The 21,099-nt window shown below is 70.0% G+C and carries 24 protein-coding genes; 9 read left to right on the forward strand and 15 right to left on the reverse strand.

All coding sequences use genetic code 11. The features are described 5' to 3' along the window. Nucleotides 1-99 precede the first annotated feature (99 nt). The 15 genes from HEP75_RS12080 to HEP75_RS12150 form a co-directional block, all read right to left on the reverse strand. Nucleotides 100-1,077: a retroviral-like aspartic protease family protein gene (locus tag HEP75_RS12080; protein WP_185823691.1), complete on the reverse strand. Its 978-nt coding sequence runs from the start codon at nt 1,075-1,077 to the stop codon at nt 100-102. 105 nt (nt 1,078-1,182) lie between these two features. After that, complete coding sequence (locus HEP75_RS12085) at nt 1,183-1,839, reverse strand: cytochrome C biogenesis protein (protein WP_185823692.1); 657 nt, start codon at nt 1,837-1,839, stop codon at nt 1,183-1,185. Continuing rightward, nucleotides 1,833-2,318, reverse strand: a complete 486-nt coding sequence (locus tag HEP75_RS12090) for a cytochrome c-type biogenesis protein (RefSeq protein ID WP_185823693.1) — start codon at nt 2,316-2,318, stop codon at nt 1,833-1,835. Before HEP75_RS12090 ends, HEP75_RS12085 begins: the two co-directional genes overlap by 7 nt. Further along, nucleotides 2,315-2,857 (reverse strand): DsbE family thiol:disulfide interchange protein, encoded by a 543-nt coding sequence (locus HEP75_RS12095; RefSeq protein WP_185816409.1) that lies wholly within the window; start codon nt 2,855-2,857, stop codon nt 2,315-2,317. Before HEP75_RS12095 ends, HEP75_RS12090 begins: the two co-directional genes overlap by 4 nt. Beyond that, nucleotides 2,854-4,839: a heme lyase CcmF/NrfE family subunit gene (locus HEP75_RS12100; protein WP_345776763.1), complete on the reverse strand. Its 1,986-nt coding sequence runs from the start codon at nt 4,837-4,839 to the stop codon at nt 2,854-2,856. Before HEP75_RS12100 ends, HEP75_RS12095 begins: the two co-directional genes overlap by 4 nt. 58 nt (nt 4,840-4,897) lie before the next feature. Then, complete coding sequence (gene ccmE, locus HEP75_RS12105; RefSeq protein WP_185823694.1) at nt 4,898-5,374, reverse strand: cytochrome c maturation protein CcmE; 477 nt, start codon at nt 5,372-5,374, stop codon at nt 4,898-4,900. Next, nucleotides 5,358-5,573, reverse strand: a complete 216-nt coding sequence (gene ccmD / locus HEP75_RS12110) for a heme exporter protein CcmD (RefSeq protein ID WP_185823695.1) — start codon at nt 5,571-5,573, stop codon at nt 5,358-5,360. The genes ccmE and ccmD overlap by 17 nt, the downstream gene beginning before the upstream one ends. Beyond that, complete coding sequence (locus tag HEP75_RS12115) at nt 5,570-6,373, reverse strand: heme ABC transporter permease (RefSeq protein WP_185823696.1); 804 nt, start codon at nt 6,371-6,373, stop codon at nt 5,570-5,572. Before HEP75_RS12115 ends, ccmD begins: the two co-directional genes overlap by 4 nt. 9 nt (nt 6,374-6,382) lie before the next feature. Continuing rightward, complete coding sequence (locus HEP75_RS12120; RefSeq protein ID WP_185823697.1) at nt 6,383-7,714, reverse strand: S8 family serine peptidase; 1,332 nt, start codon at nt 7,712-7,714, stop codon at nt 6,383-6,385. After that, nucleotides 7,711-8,355, reverse strand: a complete 645-nt coding sequence (locus tag HEP75_RS12125) for a zf-HC2 domain-containing protein (RefSeq protein WP_185823698.1) — start codon at nt 8,353-8,355, stop codon at nt 7,711-7,713. Before HEP75_RS12125 ends, HEP75_RS12120 begins: the two co-directional genes overlap by 4 nt. Next, nucleotides 8,352-8,939: a sigma-70 family RNA polymerase sigma factor gene (locus HEP75_RS12130; RefSeq protein WP_185823699.1), complete on the reverse strand. Its 588-nt coding sequence runs from the start codon at nt 8,937-8,939 to the stop codon at nt 8,352-8,354. The genes HEP75_RS12125 and HEP75_RS12130 overlap by 4 nt, the downstream gene beginning before the upstream one ends. A gap of 64 nt (nt 8,940-9,003) precedes the next feature. After that, nucleotides 9,004-9,747 carry a hypothetical protein gene (locus HEP75_RS12135; protein ID WP_255423840.1) on the reverse strand — a complete coding sequence of 248 codons (744 nt, stop codon included), beginning with the start codon at nt 9,745-9,747 and terminating at the stop codon, nt 9,004-9,006. A 277-nt stretch (nt 9,748-10,024) separates the two neighbouring features. After that, nucleotides 10,025-10,423: a c-type cytochrome gene (locus HEP75_RS12140; RefSeq protein ID WP_185823700.1), complete on the reverse strand. Its 399-nt coding sequence runs from the start codon at nt 10,421-10,423 to the stop codon at nt 10,025-10,027. Nucleotides 10,424-10,453: 30 nt separating this feature from the next. Further along, nucleotides 10,454-11,815, reverse strand: coding sequence for a cytochrome C (locus HEP75_RS12145; protein WP_185823701.1), 1,362 nt, complete (start codon nt 11,813-11,815; stop codon nt 10,454-10,456). 60 nt (nt 11,816-11,875) lie between these two features. Beyond that, entirely contained in the window at nt 11,876-12,481 is a 606-nt protein-coding gene (locus tag HEP75_RS12150) for a cytochrome b (RefSeq protein WP_255423471.1), read from the reverse strand. Nucleotides 12,482-12,733: 252 nt separating this feature from the next. Between HEP75_RS12150 and HEP75_RS12155 the strand changes: the two genes are divergently transcribed. From HEP75_RS12155 to HEP75_RS12195, 9 genes are read left to right on the forward strand one after another with little or no spacing between them, the layout of a single operon-like run. After that, the gene (locus HEP75_RS12155; RefSeq protein WP_185816401.1) at nt 12,734-13,150 is read left to right on the forward strand and encodes an FdtA/QdtA family cupin domain-containing protein; all 417 of its coding nucleotides are present in this window, start codon (nt 12,734-12,736) and stop codon (nt 13,148-13,150) included. Between the two features lie 4 nt (nt 13,151-13,154). Further along, nucleotides 13,155-13,820 carry an acetyltransferase gene (locus HEP75_RS12160; RefSeq protein ID WP_185823702.1) on the forward strand — a complete coding sequence of 222 codons (666 nt, stop codon included), beginning with the start codon at nt 13,155-13,157 and terminating at the stop codon, nt 13,818-13,820. A 4-nt stretch (nt 13,821-13,824) separates the two neighbouring features. Beyond that, nucleotides 13,825-14,784, forward strand: coding sequence for a hypothetical protein (locus tag HEP75_RS12165; RefSeq protein WP_185823703.1), 960 nt, complete (start codon nt 13,825-13,827; stop codon nt 14,782-14,784). Further along, nucleotides 14,771-15,706: a GNAT family N-acetyltransferase gene (locus tag HEP75_RS12170; protein WP_185823704.1), complete on the forward strand. Its 936-nt coding sequence runs from the start codon at nt 14,771-14,773 to the stop codon at nt 15,704-15,706. Before HEP75_RS12165 ends, HEP75_RS12170 begins: the two co-directional genes overlap by 14 nt. Continuing rightward, nucleotides 15,703-16,818 (forward strand): DegT/DnrJ/EryC1/StrS family aminotransferase, encoded by a 1,116-nt coding sequence (locus tag HEP75_RS12175; protein WP_185823705.1) that lies wholly within the window; start codon nt 15,703-15,705, stop codon nt 16,816-16,818. Before HEP75_RS12170 ends, HEP75_RS12175 begins: the two co-directional genes overlap by 4 nt. Next, on the forward strand, nt 16,815-18,068 hold the full coding sequence (locus tag HEP75_RS12180; RefSeq protein ID WP_185823706.1) for an O-antigen translocase: 1,254 nt from the start codon (nt 16,815-16,817) through the stop codon (nt 18,066-18,068). The genes HEP75_RS12175 and HEP75_RS12180 overlap by 4 nt, the downstream gene beginning before the upstream one ends. Beyond that, on the forward strand, nt 18,068-19,009 hold the full coding sequence (locus tag HEP75_RS12185; protein ID WP_185823707.1) for a glycosyltransferase: 942 nt from the start codon (nt 18,068-18,070) through the stop codon (nt 19,007-19,009). The genes HEP75_RS12180 and HEP75_RS12185 overlap by 1 nt, the downstream gene beginning before the upstream one ends. After that, complete coding sequence (locus HEP75_RS12190) at nt 19,006-20,187, forward strand: hypothetical protein (protein ID WP_185823708.1); 1,182 nt, start codon at nt 19,006-19,008, stop codon at nt 20,185-20,187. The genes HEP75_RS12185 and HEP75_RS12190 overlap by 4 nt, the downstream gene beginning before the upstream one ends. Next, nucleotides 20,184-21,041, forward strand: coding sequence for a Wzz/FepE/Etk N-terminal domain-containing protein (locus HEP75_RS12195; RefSeq protein WP_185823709.1), 858 nt, complete (start codon nt 20,184-20,186; stop codon nt 21,039-21,041). The genes HEP75_RS12190 and HEP75_RS12195 overlap by 4 nt, the downstream gene beginning before the upstream one ends. Nucleotides 21,042-21,099: the final 58 nt, after the last annotated feature.

The following is a 21,099-nucleotide window of genomic DNA, read 5'->3' on the forward strand; positions in this document are numbered from 1 at the left end:
TCGGCGATTGGCCGATGCGCCAGCGTTGGGACACGTCGCGGCGAAGGTGGGATTGGTCTGTTTTTGAAAGATCGATCGAGAGCGTGGCCTGAGGGGGAGTCAGCGGCTGCCTGACTTGGCAGCACAGCTTGACGGGCCAATCCATACCCGGCGCGCACTGTAATCGAGCGTGATGTGCATGGCCTGGAGCATGTCCACGCCGATGTTGAATGCGTGCCCGTTGGAGTACCCGGCATCGTCGAACACCGGCAGGTCGACGACGCGCGCCACGACGTTGCGCTGGGTCGATCCCGGAAAGCTCACTGTGCCAATCGGGCCGATACGCGAAGGGATGGGGGTCTGGACGGCGCCACGCGCGGGCGGCCCGTCGCGGAACGCTGCCGAGCCGGGATCGATCTGCGCGGCGTTGGCGAAGGTGGTGTTGATCATCGACGAGCGGGCGCCGCTGTCGAGCGTCGCCACGCCGGCCACGCCGTTGACGGTGACCGGCAGTGTCAATTGCTTGCCGTTTTTGATCGAACCTGCCTCGATCAAGGTCGCGCTGCGTCCGGCGAGCCGTGCTGCATTCTTGCCGCGCGGCAGCAGCGAAACGGTCTGGCACCCGGTATCCATCACCGTGAGGCGGTCCATCAGCAAATCGGCGCCGACGATTCCGGCGATCTTCACGCCGTCGGTCCGGTCGGGAATGGTGTCCACATCGAGATGCTGGATCGCCCTGCCGTCGAGGGAGAGCGACTCTACCCGCGTCGTCGTTTCCTCCACATCTCCGGTCGCGCCGCTGATGGTTGCGGTCTTGCCGGAGGGGAGATGCTGTTCCGCCGCGAACCAGGCATAGACCGCGCTGGTGTCGGCGCCGGTGTCGAGCATGAACTTGTAGGGTCCCTTGCCGTTGACGAACACCGGGACCAGCAGGTGCCCGGTGACGCCCGGCGTCATCGCGACCTCCGCCGTCGCGTCGCGCGGCCAGATGGCGCTCGCGAGCAACGCGGTCAGCGCGAGGCCGCATGCGCCGAGCTTGCTTGCCGTCGGCCTGATCCGATAGATGCGGCTGTTCGGGTTTGTCGCGGAAACCGGCATAGGGGGCTCCACAGTGCGGTTCGCATTCTCGTTGAAAGGCGAAGGGTAGCGCGGGCGGCATCTGGATGCCGAGACCGTGCGACAGGTCGCGCAAGCAATGGCGCTTCAGCGCGCTGCGGAGGGCGCAGGCGTGGGCGTCGCGGCCATCGCTTCGGCGGCGGCGATTTTCTGCGCCACCGCGTCGCGCAGCGGGGAAGCCTCGGGCAGCAGGCCTTGCAGGTGTCGCCACTGCGCCGCGGCGTTGGCGTAGCGGCGCTGCTGGAATTCGCCGATACCGAGCATCCACAGGGCGCGCTGGTTGTCCGGTTGCTGCGCGAGCACGCGCTCGAGCATGCCGTGCGCGGTCGTGCCGACGGCGAAATCGGCTTGCTCGGCCATGTCCGCCTCGACCCAGCCGAGCAGCGCGTCGCTGTTGTCCGGATCGATCCGCAGCGCCTGCGCATAGGCGTCGCGCGCTTCGGCACTGCGTTTTGCCTGCACGGCCGCCGCGGCCTGGTCCAGCCATTGCTGCAGCGCCCGCTGCGCCGCGCGCTGGTCGGGCGCTGGCGCGGCCTGCACGGGCACGCCGGCAAGGGCGGCCGGATCGCCGACCAGCAGATACAGGCCGGCGCTGGCCAGCGGCAGCGCCACGGCCAACAGCGCCGCGGCGCCAAGCCGCAACCTGCGCGCGCCCGGACGCCGACGCAGCAGCGGCCACAGCAGCACGCCCAGCGCGATACCGAGCATCAGCACGGCGGCGATGCAGAAGCCGGCGGTCACCATTGTTCTTCCGGCTCCTGTTCCGGCGGCGCGTGCGCCGCGGCGCCGGCCCGGCGCCGCAGCGTGACCACGACCATGGCCGCGCCGCCGAGCAGGAACAGCAGCGGACCGAACCACAGCAGCCAGGTCGCCGGCGCCAGCGGCGGGTCGTAGAGCACGAACTGCGAGTAGCGATCGACCATGTACTGCTTGATCTGCGCGTCGCTGCGACCGGCCTGCAACTGCGCGAACACCTGGTGGCGCAGGTCGCGCGCCAGCGTGGCGTTGGAGTCGGCGAGGTTCTCGTTCTGGCAGACCAGGCAGCGCAATTGCGCGGTCAGGCGCTGGAAGCGCAGTTCCTGCTGCCGGTCCTGGAACGGCAGCGGATCCACCGCCTGCGCCGCTGCCGGCAACGCGTGGGCGAGCAGCAGCAAAACCAGCAACGCCAGCCACGGTCTGGTCCATGGCCGGCCGCGTAGCGTCAGTGCAAAGGGCACGTTCATCGCTGCGCTCCGTCCAGCGCGGCGATCGCCGGGCGCAGTTCTTCGGCGATCACCGCAGGAGTCAGCACGCCGACATGCTTGTAGCGGATCACGCCCTGGGCATCGATCAGGAAGGTTTCCGGGGCGCCGTAGACGCCGAAGTCGATCGCGCGCTGTCCGTCCTCATCGACCACCACCAGCGCATAAGGATTGCCGCGCTGCGCGAGCCAGGCACGCGCGTCTTGCGGGTCGTCCTTGTACGCGTAGCCGATCAGTGCGACCCCGAGGTCGTTGGCGTGCGCCAGCAGCACAGGATGCTCTTCGCCGCAGGCCAGGCACCAGCTGCCGAACACGTTGAGCAGGTACGGCCGGCCGCGCAATTCGGCGCTGCCGGCGCGCTGCGCGGGATCGTCCAGGCGCGGCAGCGAGAACGCCGGCGCCGGCTTGCCGATCAGCGGCGAGGGCACTTCGCGCGGGTCGTGCGCGCGGCTCCAGTAGATGCCGAAGCCGAACAACGCGGCCAGCAGCAGGAAGCCGAGCAGGGGCAGCAGCCGGCTCATGGCGATACGCCCGCTGTTGCCGGGGCGGCAGGCGCGACAAGGCCCGGGTCGAGCGCGACCGCATGCGGCGCACGCAGCCGGCGCGCGCAGGCGCTGACGAAGCCGCCGAGCATCATCAGCAGGCCGCCCAGCCAGATCCAGCGGATGAAGGGTTTGTAGTACAGGCGCAGGGTCCAGGCGTTCTCGATGTGCTGGTCGTCCATCGGCTCGCCCAGCGCGACGTACAGATCGCGGGTGACGCCGGCATCGATCGCCGCCTCGGTCTGGATCCGCTCGCTGGAATACAGGCGTTTCTGCGGATGCAACACCGCCACCGCCGTGCCATCGCGGCTCACCGTCAGCGTGCCTTGCTCGGCCTTCCAGTTGGGGCCGTCGATCATGCGCACGCCGTCGAAGCGGAACGCATAGCCGCCGATCTGTTCGCTCTGCCCAGGCGCCAGGCGCACGTCGCGCTCGATCGACAGGCTTTCCGACAGCAGCACGCCGGCCACGAACACCGCCACGCCGGCATGGGCCAGCAACATGCCGGCCAGCTCCGCCGGGAAACGGCGCCCGCACGGCGCTTCGCGCAGGCGCTTGTACGTATACAAGGCGGTACCGACACCGATCCAGGTGGCGGCGGCGACGCCGGCCACGGCACGGGCCGAGCCGTCGGTCAGCACGAAGGCGACCAGGGCGCAGGCCAGTGCGGCCAGCACCGCGCGCACGGCCACCGCCTGCAGCGCGCCGGGTTCGGTCCGGCCCCAGCGTAGGTACGGGCCGAACGGCAGCAGCAGCACCACCGGCAGCATCAGCAGCGGGAACAGCAGGCCGAAGTAGGGCGGGCCGACCGAGACCTTGCCCAAGCGCAGCGCATCGCCGAGCAGCGGGAACAACGTCCCCAGCAGCACCATCGCCGCGGCCACGGTCAGCATCAGGTTGCCGACCAGGATCGCGGTTTCCCGCGACAGGGCGGCGAACGGCTTGCCGGCAGCCAGCCGCGGCGCGCGCAGCGCGTACAGCAGCAACGCACCGCCGACCGCCACGATCAGGAAGCCGAGGATGTACAGGCCGCGGCGCGGGTCGGCGGCGAAGGCGTGCACCGAGGTCAGCACGCCCGAGCGCACCAGGAAGGTACCCAGCAGCGACAGCGAGAAGGCGAGGATCGACAGCAGCAGGGTCCAGGCACCCAGCGCGCCGCGTTTTTCGGTGACCGCCTGGGTGTGGATCAGCGCCGCGCCGACCAGCCACGGCATGAAGCTGGCGTTCTCCACCGGATCCCAGAACCACCAGCCGCCCCAGCCCAGCTCGGCATAGGCCCACCAGCTGCCGGCGACGATGCCGGCGGTGAGGAAGCCCCAGGCGACATTGGTCCATGGCCGTGCCCAGCGCACCCAGGCCTGCTGCTGTTCGCCGCCGAGCAGGGCGGCGATGGCGAAGGCGAAGGCCACCGAGAAACCGACGTAGCCGGTGTAGAGCACCGGCGGGTGGAACACCATGCCCGGATCCTGCAGCACCGGGTTGAGTTCGTTGCCGTCCAGCGGCATCGGCGACAGCCGCGCGAACGGGTTGGAGGTGAACAGCACGAACGCCAGGAAGCCGGCGGCGATCAGGCCGAGCACGCCGAGCACGCGCGCGGCGAACGGCTCCGGCAGGTGCCGGCTGCTGCGTGCCAGCAGCACCGTCCACAGATTGAGGATAGCGATCCACAGCAGCAGCGAGCCTTCGTGCGCGCCCCATACCGCGGCCAGCCGGTAGTACCAGGGCTGCGCCAGGTTGGCGTTGGCGGCCACGTAGCGCACCGAGAAATCCAGGCGCAGCAGCGCATACGCGAGCAGGGCGAAGGCCAGCCAGGCGAACAGCGCCTGCGCGCAGGCCGCCGGCCGCGCCACCGCCATCAATGCGCGATCGCCGCGCCAGGCGCCGAGCAGCGGCAGCACGCCCTGCGCCAGCGCCAGCAGCAGGGCCAGGATCAGCGCGAGCTGGGCAAGTTCGGCGGTCATCGCGGCAGCGCGGCCGAACGCGGCCAGCGCAGCGCGGTGCGGCAGGTCAGCATCCGCGTCATGGCGTCGCGGACGTGGCGGCCGACGCGGAAACCGCCGCCGCGGTGCGACCCTCGTGGGCCTGCGCCATCGCGTCCTTCAGTTCCTGCGGCATGTAGGTCTCGTCGTGCTTGGCCAGCACCTCGGTGGCGACGAAACCGGCGCCATGCAGCGAACCGGTGGCGATCACCGCCTGGTTGTCGCGGAACAGGTCGGGCAGGATCCCGGTGTAGGCGACCGCGGTGGCGCCGGACTTGTCGATCACGGTGAACTCCACCCGCAGCGAATCGGCGCTGCGCCGGATCGAGCCGGCCTTGACCATGCCGCCGAGGCGGAACACGCGGTAGCCGTCGGCTTGGCCGGCCTGCACCTGGCTCGGCGTGAACAGGTAACTGATGTTGTGCTGCAGGGCCAGCACGAACAGGCCGGTGGCGAGCGCGGCGGCGCCCAGCACCAGCAGCACGACCAGCAGGCGGCGCTTACGGGTGGGATTCATGGTCGATACCTGGCAAGCGGGAAGAGGCGCCACGCTGGCGTCGCGCCTGTTCGCGCAGCACTTGCGCGCGCGTCTCGGCGAGCAGGCGCCGCTGCCGCCAGCGCGGCAGCAGCGTGTCCAGCAGCAGCACCAGCAGGAACAGCGCGTAGGCGGTCCATACGTAGGCGGCGTAGCCGCCCATCGCCCAGAAGCCGCTCATGCCGCGCGTTCCGCCGGCATGGCCGTCGTCGCCTGCGCCGCCGCGGATGCGGGTGCTGCCAGCGCGAGCGCACGCACCCAGCCCTTGCCGCGCTCCAGCGCCAGCAGGTCGGTGCGCATGCGCCCGAGCAGGCTGGCCAGGTAGTAGCACTTGCTCGCCAGCACCGCGGTCAGCAGCGGCCACAGCATCGCCAGCGGCATCTTCGACGGGCCGAGCACGCGCACCGTGGAGCCCTGGTGCAGGGTGTTCCACCAGACCACGGAGAAATGTACGATCGGCAGGTTGATCAGCCCGACCAGCGCCAGCAGCGCCGCGGCGCGCGCGCCCTGGCGCGGATCCTCGATCGCGCGGTAAAGGCCGATCACGCCCAGGTACAGGAATAGCAGCACCAATTCCGAGGTCAGCCGCGCGTCCCAGGTCCACCACGTGCCCCACATCGGCTTGCCCCATAGCGACCCGGTGCACAGGGTGATGAAGGTGAACGCGGCGCCGATCGAGGCGGAGGCCATGCACGCCACTTCCGCCAGCTTCAGCCGCCAGACCAGGGCGACGAAGCCGGCCGCGCCCATCGCGACATACACGAACAGGCTCATCCAGGCGCTGGGCACGTGGATGAAGATGATCCGGTAGGCATCGTGCTGCTGGTAGTCCGGCGGCGCCAGCACCAGCCCGCCGTAGAACGCGACCGCGCCGAGCAGCAGCGCCGCGCCCAGCGCCCACGGCCGGACCACGCCGGCGACGCGGTAGAACGTCGGCGGCGAGGCCAGCCGGTGCATCCAGTGCGGAATCCACTTGGCCATGCGCAACGCTCAGCGCGCCGTGGCGGCGGTGCGCGGCAGCGCCTGTACCGCGGCGGCGGCATCCACCTGCAGCAAGCCGTCGCGTTGCCGGCTGGTCCGGCGCAGCAGCTCGTGCACGCTGCGCGCGTCCAGCTGCGGCGCCAGCGCCAGCAGCAGCGCGACCACGCCGCTGACGTGCGCGGTGGCCATCGACGAGCCGGAGGTGAAGTCGTAGCCGCCGTTGGGCTGGGTGGTCAGGATGTCCTCGCCCGGCGCGCTGAGCACGCCCGGCGGCGACGGCGTGGGGCTGCTGGTACGCACCACGATCACCCCCGGGGTGGCATCGGGAAAGCCGTCCAGGCGGCCGTCCGGCGGCATCGCCGCGACCACGATGCGGCCCTGCCGCAGCAATTGCTCGAGCAGCTTGCGCAGCAGCGGATCGGCCGGGCCGCCCAGGCTCAGATTGATGATGCGCGCGCGGGTGTCGCCGATCGCGACCAGCGCCTTGGCCAGGGTGAAAGAGTTGCAGCCGGCGCCGGCCCCGGCGCGCTGCGGATACCAGCAGGCCTTGTACACGTCGAGCATGGCCTTGGGCGCCATGCCGACGATGCCGAGATGGTTGTTGCTGCCGGCGGCGATGATCCCGGCCACTTCGGTGCCGTGGTGGTCGCGATTGAACGCCGTGGGGTCGGCGCCGACCATGTCGCGCACCTCGCGCAACCGGCCCTGCAGGTCCGGGTGCGCGGTGTCCACGCCGGTATCGACGATGGCCACGCCCACGCCCTGGCCCTGGCTCAGCACCTGCGCGGTGGCGGCGTTGGTCGCGGCGAAACCGCGCTGCATGTCCACGTAGGGATCGTTGTAGCGCAGCGGCTGCGCGGGCTGGGCCGGCGGCGCCGCGTCGGCGTAGGTGGCGAATTCCTGCAGCGGCTGCGACAGCGCGACGCGTTCGTCCTTGGCCAGTTCGGCGAGCAGCGCGTCGCGCTGCGCGCCCGGCGCCGGTTCGAACACCACGCAGTACACGCCGAGCGGCTTGATCGGCCAGCCGGTCACCTGGCGCAGGCCGTAGCGCTGGGTCAGCGCGTCCAGCGTCGCCGCCGCCTGGGTGCCGGCACCGTAATACTTGGACGAGGCATAGCCGATCAGGTTGGAGCCGGCATGCCGGCCCGGCGCGGCCATCGGGTTGGCCACCGCGAGCACGATCTGGCGCTGACTGTCCAAGGCCGGCGAGGCGTCCAGGGTCGGCGTCTTCGCAGGCGTCGCCGCGGCCGCCAAAGGCACGTCGGCGGCACCGCGCCCGCCATGGGCGCAGGCGCCGAGCGCGAGGCAAGCGACGAGCAGGCAGGCGCGACGCAGGCTCATGGTGCGGAAATCGGCTCCGCCAGGCGGATGCCGGGCGTCGCACGCAGCTGCTGCACGCTGCGCTGCGGCTGCGCTGGCGATCCGGCCTGGACCGGCACCACGGTGTAGGCGCCGGCGCCGTTGGGGCCGCCGACCACGCGCAGCTGCAGCTTGCGCAGCACCGCGTCCCAGTCGGCCAGGGTCATGCGCGCGTCCGGCACCACGCGGATCGCGTCGCTCGCCAGCGGCTGCGCGGCCTCGCTGAGGGTGCGGTAGCCGCTGCCATGCCCCTGGTCGCTGGCGGACAGCCTGACCCCGAGCACGCCCAGCCCGACCGCCTGCACCAGCGCCGCGGCGACCAGCGCCCGCGTGGTCCAGCTGGCGCGCACGCGCGCCGGCAGGCGCTGCGGTTCGGGCGCGTCGAGGCGGCCGAGCAGGCGCTGCAGCCCGGCCTCGGCATCCACCGGCACGTCGCTGGGCAGCGACATCGCCATGCGCAGCCGGCTCTGCTGCGCGAACTCGGCGCTGCAGAAGCTGCACTTGGCCAGATGCGCGATCAGCCACTCGTGTTGTTCTTCCGTGGCGCTGGCCTGCAGCACCCACGGCATCAGTTCCCAGGCATGCGAGCACTCGTTGCCCGGCTCGTTGAAGCCTGTCTTCATGACATGCTCTCCGTCAGAGGGGAAGCACCGCCGGCCAATCCCGGCAGCACGTTGCGCAGCTTGACCCGGGCATGGAACAGCCGCGCCTTGATCGTGCCCACCGGGCACTGCATGATCGCCGCGACTTCTTCCAGCTTGTGGCCCAGGCCATAGACCAGTTCGACCACCAGGCGCTGGTCGGCCGACAGCCGCTCCAGGCCCTTGCCCAGCCAGTCGCGCAGTTCGCGGTCCTCGTCCGGGTCGGAAGAGGAGCCGAAATGCTCTTCGGCGCTCACCCCGTCCTCGATCGCCTCGTCGCTGTGGTGGCGGATCGCCTTGAGCCCGCAGCGGTAAGCGATGCCCATGATCCAGGTCGAGACCTGCGAGTCGCCGCGGAAATCGCCGGCCTTCTGCCAGGCGATCCAGAAGCAGTCGTTGATCGCCTCCTCGATGATGTCCGGGCGCCGGGTCAGCCGCGACAGGAACCGGCATAGGCGCCCGTGGTAGTTGCGGTAGAGGGTGGCCAACGCATCGCGGTCGCCGCCGGCCATGCGCCGGAGCAGCATGCGGTCGGTGGCATCGCCTAGTGGATCGGTGTCGGTCATGGAGGGCTGGCTTGGCAACGGGCACCGGTATGTGCCGGGTCGGCACGAAAAGGTTGCGTGCGGATCAGAAGGCGCGCGACACGGTGACCACCCACGGCCAGATGCCGTTGCCGCGCCTGGCGTAGATGCTGCGCGCGTCGCTGAACACGCGGTCGACCTCCACGCTCCAGGTGCCGGCGTTCCACATCAGCCCGGCGTGGCCGTAGCTGTAGTGGTCGGCGTAGTCCAGCCCGTACAGCGCCGGCGGGGCCTGGCTGATGCCGATCCCGGCCGACAGCGACAGCTGCCCCGGCAGCGGCTGGTGCACGGTGAGGTCGGCGGCGCCGTACCAGCGGCCGCGGTAGCTGTCGGGCAGCTCGAACGCGGCCAGCGACACGCTCAGCCGGTCCCGGTACGACCAGCCGAGGCTGGCCTCGTTGCGGTTGAACAGGCGATTGATGCGGTTGCCGGGGTAGTCGTAGCGCAGCAGCCCGGCCTGCATCTGCCAGCTGTCGGACAGTGTCCAGCTGCGCGACAGCTCGATCGTGGTCAGCAACTGGTGGCCCGGTGCGTCCAGCGCCGTACTGGCGGACGCGCCGAGCGACCAGCCCGGCGCCGGCAGCCAGTAGCCGGCCAATTGCAGGGACGGGGTGTCGGCGGTCACCGCGATGCCGCGATCGACCAATTGCGAACTGAGCCCGACCGCGCCGCCAAGCTTGGCCGCCAACGCCGTGCCCGGCAGGCACAGCGCCGCCGCCAGCGCCAGCGTGCCGGGCAACGGGCGCAGGCACGCGACGCGCTGCGCCAGGTCACCTGCGGCCGTGGTCATGCCGGTCGGGATGCCCATCTGCGGCGGCGGCCCATCGCGGTCGCGGGCAGGGCGGTCGGGGACAGGGAGCCGGCGGCAGAAGGGCGGTTGTGCACGGGCGCTCGATGGTCGCAGGTCGGATCGCAGGGGACGCTGGGGCACGTGCCAGCGGCAACGCTGGAGCGCCCGCCGCGTGGACGATCGCCATTATCGGCATTGCGCACTGGCGGCGACACGGCGGACGCCCGGCGGCGGACGCCGGGTTCAGGTTCGACTATGCCGGGGCCGGGTGCCGACTTCAATGCAGGGTATTGAGATAGGCGATCAGGTCTTCCAGTTGCTTGCTGTCGTCGAGCCCGTCGTACTTCATGTTGGCGCCGGGCACGCCCTTGGACGCGGGCTGGGCCAGGTAGCTGCGCAGCTTGTCGTCGCTCCAGGTCCACTGGGTCTTCTTCATCGCGTCCGAGTAGTGGTAGTCGGGCACGCTGCCGGCGCTGCGTCCGACCACGCCGAACAGGGTCGGGCCTTTCTTGTTCTTGCCCGGCGCCGCGCTATGGCATTCGGCGCATTCGGTGGCGAACACGCCGGCGCCGGGCAGGCCGCCGCCGGCCTGCGCGGCGGGCGCGAGCGTGGCGCCGAGCGGCAGCAGGCTGGCCATCAGGGTGCACCACAGGGGAAATGGGTTGGCTGCTTTCATGGCGATCCGTACTTGGGGGGAAAGGTGTGCTCAGAACGCGAGGCTCAGGGCCAGCGAGAACTGGTTCAGGTCGTGCGGGCGGGTCTCCGGCAGGGCGCCGAACACGTTGCCGGTGGTGCCGTTGAACTTGCTGAAACGGAACCAGGTGGCGGACAGGCGCATATTGGCGATCGAGGTGAACGAGTCGTCCTTGCCGAACGGCGCCCAGGACGCGCTGATCAGGTTGCTGGTGGTGTCCGGGGCGGCGTACGGGCGGTAGCGGAACGCGTCGTCCGAACCGGTATTGATGAAGTGCGCCAGCAGCAGGCCATAGCTCTGCTTGTAGGTGTAGCTGAGGTTGATCGACTGGTCGCGGATGCTGCCGCGGCGCAGTCCGGCCACGCTGGGATCGGCCGGGTCGATCAGCGCGCTGCCGTAGCGGCGGCGTTCGTAGATGTTGAGATAGCCGAGCTTGAGGATGTGCTCGCGGGTGCCGAGGAACTGGTAGTTCAGGTCGTAGCCCAGGTCGGTGAAGTCGTCGCGCGGGCCGGTGCCGCGCGGCAGCTGGCGATGGGTGGTCAGGGCGACCACGCCGGCGGAGAAGAACTGCTTCTTCATGTCCTTCATGTAGCTCAGGCGCAGGTAGCCGGTGTCGCTGAGCTTGCCCGGGTCGCCGCCGACCGCGTAGCCGAGGTCGTCCTGGGTGGAGACCGGCAGCGCGTTGTAGGTGCCGATCTCGCCGTACCAGTTGCGGTCGTAGACGCCGTAGACGCTGGTGCCGATCACCCGGTTGGACAGCGACGACTGGTTGAGCAAGGTGGTGGAGCTGGCGTAGGCCGAGGCCGGCCCCAGGCCGGAGGCGTTGGGCAGCACGCCGATCGGATCCTGGCTGCCCGGGTTGTTGTTGACGCTGACCCCGAGCAGGGCGTCCTTGCCGCCGAGCTTGAAGGTCTTGGCGACGAAACGCAGGTCCACGTTGTCCAGCTTGGTGGTGAACTTGTCCTTGCCGTTATTGGTGCTGGAGACCTTGATGTAGCCGCCGATGTTGTCGGTGACACGCCCTGCCAGGTACAGGTCGCCCTCGCTGAGCTGGTTGTTGGTCTTGCCGCGTACCGGCACGCTGCGGGTACCGGTGAGCTGCGCCGAGGCCGGGATCTTGGTCCCGTTGCCGTCGCTGTCGGTGTAGCCGTTGAGCTTGAAGCGCATGCCGTACGGGGTCAGCGCCGGGCCATAGGCGCCGATGTGGCAGTCCGCGCAGGACGAGCCGGTCTGCCGCGCGAACGCCGGCACCGCCGCGGCGCGCGGGCTAGCCAGCAGCAACAGCGAGCCGAGCGTGGACCACAGCAGGACCTGCTCGGCGCCGCGCAGCGTGCCGGGACGGAAGAGAGAAGAAGGAGACGGGGTGGTCTGCATGCGATGGGTCCTTGAGCGGGTCGGCGCGGCGGCGGACGAGGGAAGGGCGTAAGGCGCGGCTCAGCCGCGGCGGAAGCGCAGCATTCGCCGCAGGGTGTCGTCGCGGCGCACGAAGTGGTGCCATAGCGCGGCACCGATATGCAGCAGGATCAGGCCGAGCAGCGCCCAGGCGGCATACACGTGCCAGGCGCCGAGCGTGTCGGCCAGATCCGGATCGGGGGCGACCAGTTCCGGCAGCGTGGCGGCGAACAGGTGCACCGGCTTGCCCATGGACTGGCTCAGCGCCCAGCCCAGCACCGGCAGGGTCAGCAGCAGCGCGTACATGACCACATGGGTGAGCCCGGCCAGCGCCCGCAGCAGCGGCGAGGTGGCGTCGGGATCGTGGCGTTTGCCCAGGCGCAGGCGCAGCGCCACGCGCAGGAAGAACAGGCCGAGCACGAACAGGCCGAAATGCCGATGTCCCTCCAGCAACCATTGGCGTACGGCGCGGCCTTCGACCTCTTCGCGCAGCAGGATCAGGCTCGCCGCCAGCACCAGGCACAGCACGGTGAGCCAGTGCAGCACCACCATCGGCCGCGGCAACCCTGCCGCTGCGGATGTGCGCGGCGGATGCTCCGGTGCGCCGGAGAGAGAGGTGCCGTCGTCGGCCTGCGTGGATGAAGTCATGGTGGCGTGCCCTGTCCAGGTCGTGTCGATGGAATGCGCGCTGCCGTTCGCGGCGTCGTGCTGCGCCACCCGCGGGCAGCGCAATGGCCGGCGCAGTGGTGGTCGCAGATGGGTGCCGGGGGCGCGGCAAAAGGTTGCGTCGGCGTGGCGGCGGCCTTCGCAGCGGCGCCGCGTGTGGCACGGCGCAACCTTTGCGCCGGCCGGCGGCACTCAGCCTGGTAACTCCGCGTCGGAGTCCGTGTCGGACACACTATGGCAATCGAACGAATCCAGTTGCGTACGCACGGCGACGAGCGCGGTCTGCTCGTGGCCCTGGAGCAGCAACGCGACGTGCCCTTCGACATCCGGCGCGTGTACTACCTGTTCGCGACCAAGCACGGCGTGCACCGCGGGCAGCACGCGCACCGCCATCTGAATCAATTGGCGGTGGCCCTGCATGGCTCGGTGTCGTTCCTGCTCGACGACGGCAGCGGACCGGTGCAGGTGGTGCTGGACGACCCTTCCCAGGGCCTGCTGCTCGGCAGCATGGTGTGGCGCGACCTGTACGATTTCAGCGCCGACTGCGTGCTGATGGTGCTGGCCGACCAGGCCTACGATCCGGCCGACTACATCCTCGACTACGACGATTTCCTGCGCGAAGCCGCGGGCGAACGCCGGCAGGAGGCGTAGCGCCATGGCGAAACCATTGGTCATCATCGGCGCGGGCGAAATGGCGCAGATCGCCTGCGAATACTTCAGCCACGACAGCGACTACGAAGTGTTGGCCTTCAGCGCCGAGCGCGACTATATCGCCGCACCGACCCTGGCCGAGCGCCCGGTGGTGGCGTACGAGGAGTTGGAGCGGCTGTACCCGCCTGGCGAGATCGAGGCGTTCGTGGCGATTCCCGCCAGCGGCCTCAACCGCCTGCGCACGCGCTTCTTTCTCGACGCCAAGCGCCGCGGCTATCGCCTGGCCAGCTACGTCAGTTCGCGCGCCTTCGTCTGGCGTAATGCGCAGCTGGGCGAGAACTGCTTCGTGTTCGAAGGCAATGTGGTGCAGCCGTTCACCCGCATCGGCGACAACTGCATCCTGTGGAGCGGCAACCACATCGGCCACCGCACGGTGATCCACGATCACGTGTTCGTCGCCTCGCATGCGGTGATTTCCGGCTATTGCGAGATCGGTCAGAGCAGTTTCATCGGGGTCAATGCCACCTTCAGCGACGGGGTCAAGGTCGCTGCGGACAACGTGATCGGTGCCGGCGCGCTGGTCACCCGCGACACCGAACCGGGCCGGGTCTACGTCGGTGCGCCGGCGCGCGCGGTGGCCGGCAAGTCCAGCTTCGACGTGACGCTCTGACGCCATGTTCGATTGGAGCAAGCGCGGCCTGGCGTTCGCCACCGCACGCGACGGCGTCGGCGGCTGGATGCGGCATTCGGCGTTGACGCCGACGCCGTATCGCCTGGACGCCGAGCTGATCCGCGTCTACGCCGGCTTCCGCGACGATGCCGGGATCAGCCGCATCGGCTACGTCGACGTGCGCGGCGACGATCCGACCCGGGTGGTTCGCGTGAGCGCCACGCCGGTGCTGGACATCGGCCGCGATGGCTGCTTCGACGACAACGGCATGATCCTCGGCGACGTGGTCGCCGCGCCGGATGGGCTGTACATGTTCTATGTCGGCTTCCAGCGCGTGGCCAAGGCCAAGTTCCTGGCCTTCACCGGGCTGGCGGTGTCCAACGACGGCGGCGAGACGTTCCAGCGCCGCCAGGACACGCCGCTGCTGGACCGCGCGCCCGGGCGCAGCACCATCGCCGCGGTGCATTCGGCACGCTACGAGGACGGCCGCTGGCGGCTGTGGTACGCGGTCGGCGACGACTGGGAGCACATCGACGGCACGCCGTTCCCGCGCTACCACATCCGCTACGCCGAGACCGACGACCTGCAGGCGATCCCGCGCCAGGACACCCTGTGCCTGCAGCCGCAGGGCAGCGAATACCGCATCGGCCGCCCGCGCGTATACCGCCACCAGGGCGGTTACCTGATGTACTTCACCCGCGGCAATGTCGGCGGGGCGTATTTCCCCGGCGTGGCGCGCAGCGACGACGGCCACCACTGGCAGCGTTGCGACGAGGCCTTCGGCATGGCGCTTTCGCCCGGCGGCTGGGATGCGCGCACGCTGTGCTATCCGGCGCTGATCCGGCACCGGGACCGGGTGCTGATGTTCTACAACGGCAACGACATGGGCCGCGACGGCTTCGGCGTGGCGGTGGCGCCGCTGGCGCAGGGCGCAGGCGAGGGGAGTGGCGATGATTTCGGTTAGGCCGTATACCGCCGCCGACGCGCCGGCCTGGGACGCGTTGATCGCCGAATCCCGCAACGGCAACCTGCTGCACCGGCGCGGCTACATGGACTACCACGCCGAGCGCTTCGTCGACGCCTCGCTGCTGGTCGAACGCGGCGGTGCGCTGCTTGCGGTGTTCCCGGCCAACATCGAGGGCGCGCGCGTGGTCAGCCATGCCGGGCTGAGCTATGCCGGGCTGCTGTCCGCGCATGGCCTGCGCGCGGCCGCGACGCTGGACGTGTTCGAACAGATCGCTGCGCACTACCGTGCCCTCGGCGTGCACGAGCTGCTGTACAAGGCGGTGCCGCACCTGTTCCATGCGTCGCCGGCGGAAGAGGATCTCTACGCCCTGCATCGGCTCGGTGCGCGGCTGCAACGCCGCGACCTGTCCTCGGCCATCGCCTTGCGCGAGCCGCTGCGCTTCGCCGCCGAACGGCGGCGCTCGATCGGCAAGGCGCGCAAGGCCGGCCTGCGCGTGCAGCGCAGCGACGATCCTGCCCCGTTCCATGCGCTGCTGAGCGAGGTGCTGCAGCGCCACGGCGCCACGCCCACCCACAGCCTGCAGGAACTGCGCCTGTTGTGCGGGCGCTTCCCGGAACAGCTGGTGCTGTACGAAGTGCGCGACGGCGATGCGCTGCTTGCTGGCACGCTGCTGTACGACTTCGGCCGCGTGGTGCACACGCAGTACCTGGCCTGTTCCGAGCAGGGCCGGCGCGTGGACGCGCTGAGCCTGCTGCTGGCCGACCTGATCGAACACCGCTACGCGCAGCGCGAGTACTTCAGCCTCGGCATTTCCACCGAGCAGCAGGGCCAGGTGCTCAACGACGGTCTGGTCACGCAGAAGGAGCGCTTCGGCGCGCGCGGCGTGGTCCACGATTTCTACGCCTGGGACCTGCGATGAGCGTGCCGTTCCTGGACCTGCGCGCGCTCAACGCCCGCTATGCCGACGAACTGAAGGCCGCGGCGGCGCGGGTGATCGACTCGGGCTGGTACGTGCTGGGCGAGGAGCTCGACGCGTTCGAGCGCGAGTTCGCTGCCTATTGCGGCACCGCGCATGCGATCGGCGTGGGCAACGGCATGGACGCGCTGACCCTGATCCTGCGCGGCTACCGCGAACTGGGCCGGCTACGCGACGGCGACGAGGTGATCGTACCGGGCAACACCTTCATCGCCAGCTTCCTGGCGATCAGCGAGAACCGGCTGCTGCCGGTGCCGGTGGAGCCGGACCCGGTCAGCTTCAACCTGGATCCGGCCAGCGTGGAGCGGGCGATCGGCCCGCGCACGCGGGCGATCATGGCGGTGCACCTGTACGGCCAACTGGCGGACATGGCCGCGCTGCGGACGCTGGCGCGGCAGCATGGCCTGCTGCTGATCGAGGACGCGGCGCAGGCGCACGGCGCGCGCCTGCACGGACGCCACGCCGGCAGTTTCGGCGACGCCGCCGGCTTCAGTTTCTTCCCCGGCAAGAACCTGGGCGCGCTCGGCGACGGCGGCGCGGTGACGACCGACGACGACGCGCTGGCCGCGCAGATCCGGATGCTGCGCAACTACGGGTCGGACATCAAGTACCGGCACCTGGTGCAGGGCGTGAACTCGCGCCTGGACGAAATGCAGGCGGCGTTGTTGCGGGTCAAGCTGCACTACCTGGATGCCGACATCGCCCTGCGCCGCGATGTGGCGCGGCGCTACCGCGCCGGCATCGTGCATCCGCAGCTGCAGTTGCCGCAGGTGCCCGACGAGGCGGCGCACGCCTGGCATCTGTTCGTGGTGCGCTGCGCACGGCGCGACGCGCTGCAGCGCCATCTGCTGGCCAGCGGCATCCACTGCCTGGTGCACTATCCGGTGGCACCGCACCGGCAGCCGGCCTATGCCGGGCTGAGCGGACGCAGCCTGCCGCTGTGCGAGCAGTTGCATCGCGAGGTGCTGAGCCTGCCGATCGGGCCGACCCTGGATGCAGCCGCGGTGCAGCGGGTGATCGACGCCTGCCAGGCGTTCGAGGCCAGCGCGGCATGAACGTGCTGCGCAGCGGCCTGTACAGCGGCGTGGCCACCGCGGCCAAGCTGCTGGCCGCGTTGCTGGTGCTCAAGCTGGTCGCGGTGTATGCCGGGCCTGCCGGCGTGGCCCGGCTCGGCCAGTTCACCAGCCTGATGTCGCTACTGGCGGTGCTGGCCGGCGGCGGCATCGGTGCCGGCATCGTCAAGTACGTGGCCGAGTACCGCGACGATGCGCAGAAACTGGCGCGGCTGCTCGGCGCGGCGCTGGGCTATGCGTGCTGCGCCGCCTGCGTGATGGGATTGGTCGCTATGCTGTTCAGCCGCCAGATCGCGCAGCGCCTGCTCGGCGATCCGCAGTACCAGAGCCTGATCTGCGTGCTGGCCGTGGCCCAGTTCGGCATCGCCCTGGTCAACTACATCCTGGCGGTGGTCAACGGTTTCATGGACGTGCGCCGGCTGGCCTTCATCCAGGTCGCCGGCTCGGTGCTCAGCGTGCTGGTGGTGCTGTGGCTGTCGCGCTGGCTGCAGCTGTACGGCGCGCTGCTGGCCCTGGTCGCCGGGCAGGTGCTGTGGCTGTGCGCCGGCCTGCCGGCGCTGCGGCGCAGCCCGTACTTCCGCCGCGACATGCTGCGCATCCGCTTCGATGCGGAAATGACCCGGCGGCTAGCCGCGTTCTCGGTGATGACCCTGACCTCGGCGCTGCTGCCGCTGCTGGTCAACATCGGCGTGCGCGACCATCTGGCCGAGACCTTCGGTTGGCAGCAGGTCGGCTACTGGCAGGCGGTGAGCAAGGTTTCCGAGGCCTATCTGCTGTTCTTCACCACCGCGATCAACGTCTATTACTTGCCGAAGCTGGCGGCGTTGCGCGATCGCGCCGGGCTGCTGCTGGAGTTGCGCACCGCCTACCGCTACGTGCTGCCGGCGGTGACCGCATTGGCCGCGGCGATCTATCTGTGCCGCGACTGGATCACGCGGCTGCTGTTCGCCGCCGACTTCGCCGCCGCCGCGCCGCTGTACGCGCCGCAGCTGGTCGGCGACGTGATCAAGATCGCCTCGTTCGTCCTTTCGTACCTGATGCTGGCCAAGGCGATGACGCGGCTGTTCGTGATCTCCGAATGCGCGTTCGCGGCAAGCTATCTGGGGCTGGTCTATCTGTTCACCGCGCGCATGGGCCTGATCGGGGCGGCATACGCATTCGCGGTCAACTATGCGCTGTACCTGGCGTTCAACGTCGTGGTGGTGCGCCGCTATCTGGGAGGGTTGCGCTGATGGATGAACGCGAACTGCGCGGCGACATGCCGCTGGTGTCGGTGCTGGTGCCGGCGTTCAACCACGAACGCTTCGTGCAGCGCTGCCTGGACAGCGTGCTGGAGGATCCGTATCCGAACAAGGAACTGGTGATCGTCGACGACGGCTCCAGCGACGCCACCGCCGCGCGCATCGCCGAGTGGATCGCGCTGCATGGGCAGCGCATCCCGGTGCGGTTCTGGCCGCGTGAGAACCGCGGCATCGCCGCCACGCTGAACCATCTGGTGGCGATGGCCAGCGGCGAGTTCCTGCGCCTGGGCGCCAGCGACGACTACCTGCTGCCGGGCGGCCTGGCCGCGCAGGTCGCCTATCTGCGCGCTTCGCCGGGCAAGACCGCGGTGATCGGCGATGCGGTGGTGGTCGATGCGGACGGGCGCCTGTTGCACCAGAGCAGCATGCGCGACCTGCACGGCGTGGACAAACGCCTGTACCTGAGCGACGCAGGCATCCGTCGCGCGGTGATCCGGCACTGGGCGGTGAGCGGGGCGGTGGCCCTGGTCCGGCGCAGCGCGCTGCAGGCGCGCGTGGCCTGGGACGAAGAGCTGCACATCGAGGACTGGGATTTCTTCCTGCGCCTGGTCGCGCGCGACGCGTTGGGTTTCATCGACGTCGGTGTCTGCGCGTACCGGCTGCACGGCGCCAACGCCAGCAGGACCCGGCACCTGCCCAGTCGCCTGGCAAACCTGACCGAGTCGCGACAGGTGGCGCTGCGCCGCGCGGCGCTGTTCGATGCGCCGTGCCGCACGCTGCTGCATGCGCAGGCGCACTACATCGCGGCCAAGATCGCATTCCTGCGGCGCCAGCCGGCGGTGCTGGGCGGGCACCTGCTGGCGCATGCCTGGCTGTCGCTGCTGGCACGCCTGCGGCCGGCCGCAGCGGCGCCGCTGGCCGAGCGCGCATGAAACGCCTGCTGCGCCTGCCGTCGAGCTATTTCGGCCTGCCGCTGCTGTTCAGTTGCGCGCTGACCCTGCTCAGTTTCGATCTGCCGCCCGGCTATGCCGACGGCATCGCCTTGCTGGCCGCCGCGGCCGCAACCACGCTGCTGCTGGATGCGCTGCACGGCATCCGCCTGCCGTCGCTGGCCGCGTTTCGCGCGCGCCGCTATGCCGGCACCCGCGAGGCCTTCGTCGCGCTGTGCCTGGCCGCGCTGGTCGGCGTGTTCTGCGTGCTGGACCTGGCGCTGTTCCCGATCCCGCTGTTCACCAATCCATCCGCGTATGCCGACCTGACGCCGCTGCATTCGCACGTGCGGCACCTGTCCAACATGTGCTGGATCCTGCCGCCGATCGCGCTGCTGTGCGTGCGCGACAAGACGCTGCGCAACGCGATGATCGTCGCCGGTTTCGTGTTCCCGGTGCTGGTGATCGACCGCAACCGCATCTTCGCCGGGTTGTTCAGCTTCGCACTGCTCCTGCTGTTGCGGCGCGATCCGGCGCGGCCGGTGCCGTGGAAGGCCATCGTGGCGTTGCTGGTCGCTGGCGGCGCGGCGTTCTCGCTGCTGGGCACGCTGCGCTCGGGCTCGCTGGATTCGGTGACGCTGCCGTTCGGCGCGCTGTACCGCGCCGCGCCGCAAGGCATCAAGTGGCTGCTGCTGTACATCGGCGCCGGCCCTTACAACTTCGGCGCGATGCTGGCCAAGGACTACGTCAACGCCAGTTTCCTGGTCAACCAGCTGGTGCCGTTGAGCGGCTCGATCGCCACCGCCGGCACCGGCATTCCACTGGATGCGCCGAACATCAACGTCGGCACCGAATTCTTCCCGTTCCTGCTCGCCGGCGGCGCCGGCGCCGCGCTGGCCGCGATGCTGGCGCTGTACGCGGCGCTGCTGTGGAGCGTGCGCCTGCTCGGCAGCACGGTGTCGCTGTTCAACCTGCTGGTGTTCCTGCGCATCGCCTACGCCTGCCTGATGTCGCCGTTCGCGCCGCAGGCCTTCACCTGGACCAATGCCGGCTTCATCGCGTTGTGCCTGGTCCTGCACGCCTGCAGCGCGCTGTTGCCGAACCGCCGCGCGACGCGGGCGGCACCGGGCAGGGCGGGGCAGGCGCCGCCACCTTTTTCTCCAGGAAGTGCCTTGCCATGAAAGAAGACGAAATCTACCTGATCGACCTGTGGCGGATCCTGCGGCGCGAGTGGAGATGGTGCGTGCTGCCGCTGCTCGCCGCGCTGGCGCTGGCGTTCGCCTTCCTGCATGTGGCCACGCGCCAGTGGCAGGCCACCGCGTGGGTGCAGGTCGGCGAATTCGGCCCGACCCCGGCCGGGCGCGATCCCAAGCTGGAGCCGTTCCAGCGCGTGATCGAGCGGATCAAGACCCGGCTGTTCCAGGACCAGGTGCTGCATAGCCTGGGCCTGCCGTTGAACGGGCGCGAGGCGGCGCTGTACCGCAGCAGCCTGAAGCTGGACCCGGATCCCTATGCCAACCTGATCGAGTTGAGCCTGCGTGCCGATTCGGCGCAGCAGGCGCGCGCCCTGGCCGCGGCGACGACGGCGCAGCTGCAAGCGCTGCACCGGCGCATCCAGGCCGTGCCGATGCAGCAGACGCGCGAACGCCTGCAGGACATCGGCAGCGAACTCGCCACGACCCAGGCCGAGCGCGCGCGCCTGCTGCAACAGCAGGCCGAGGGCAAGGGCAGCGTCGAGCAGCAGTTGCTCGGCAACATGCTGCTGTCGGAAAAGAACGCGACCATCCGCAGCCTGAAGTCCGAGCGCGACGACCTGCTCGCCCGGCTCGGCGCGCGCTATACCTACGACACTTCCGCGCCATGGGCGGCCTACGTGCCCGATCGCCCGGCATTTCCCAATCCGGTGCTGGTGCTGGCGGTGGCGCTGATGCTGGGCGCCGGGCTTGGCGTGTTCGCCGCGATCGTCCGCAACGCGCTGCGGCGCCGGCAGGCCGCACGCATGCCGCAGCCTCAGCAGGCCCTTAGCGGCGCATAAGCGCCAATACGCACGACGCCGCGCACGGCGATTCAACCAAACCGCCCGCCACCCGCAC

Origin of the sequence: Xanthomonas sp. SI (genome assembly GCF_014236855.1) — a bacterium.
GTDB lineage: Bacteria > Pseudomonadota > Gammaproteobacteria > Xanthomonadales > Xanthomonadaceae > Xanthomonas_A.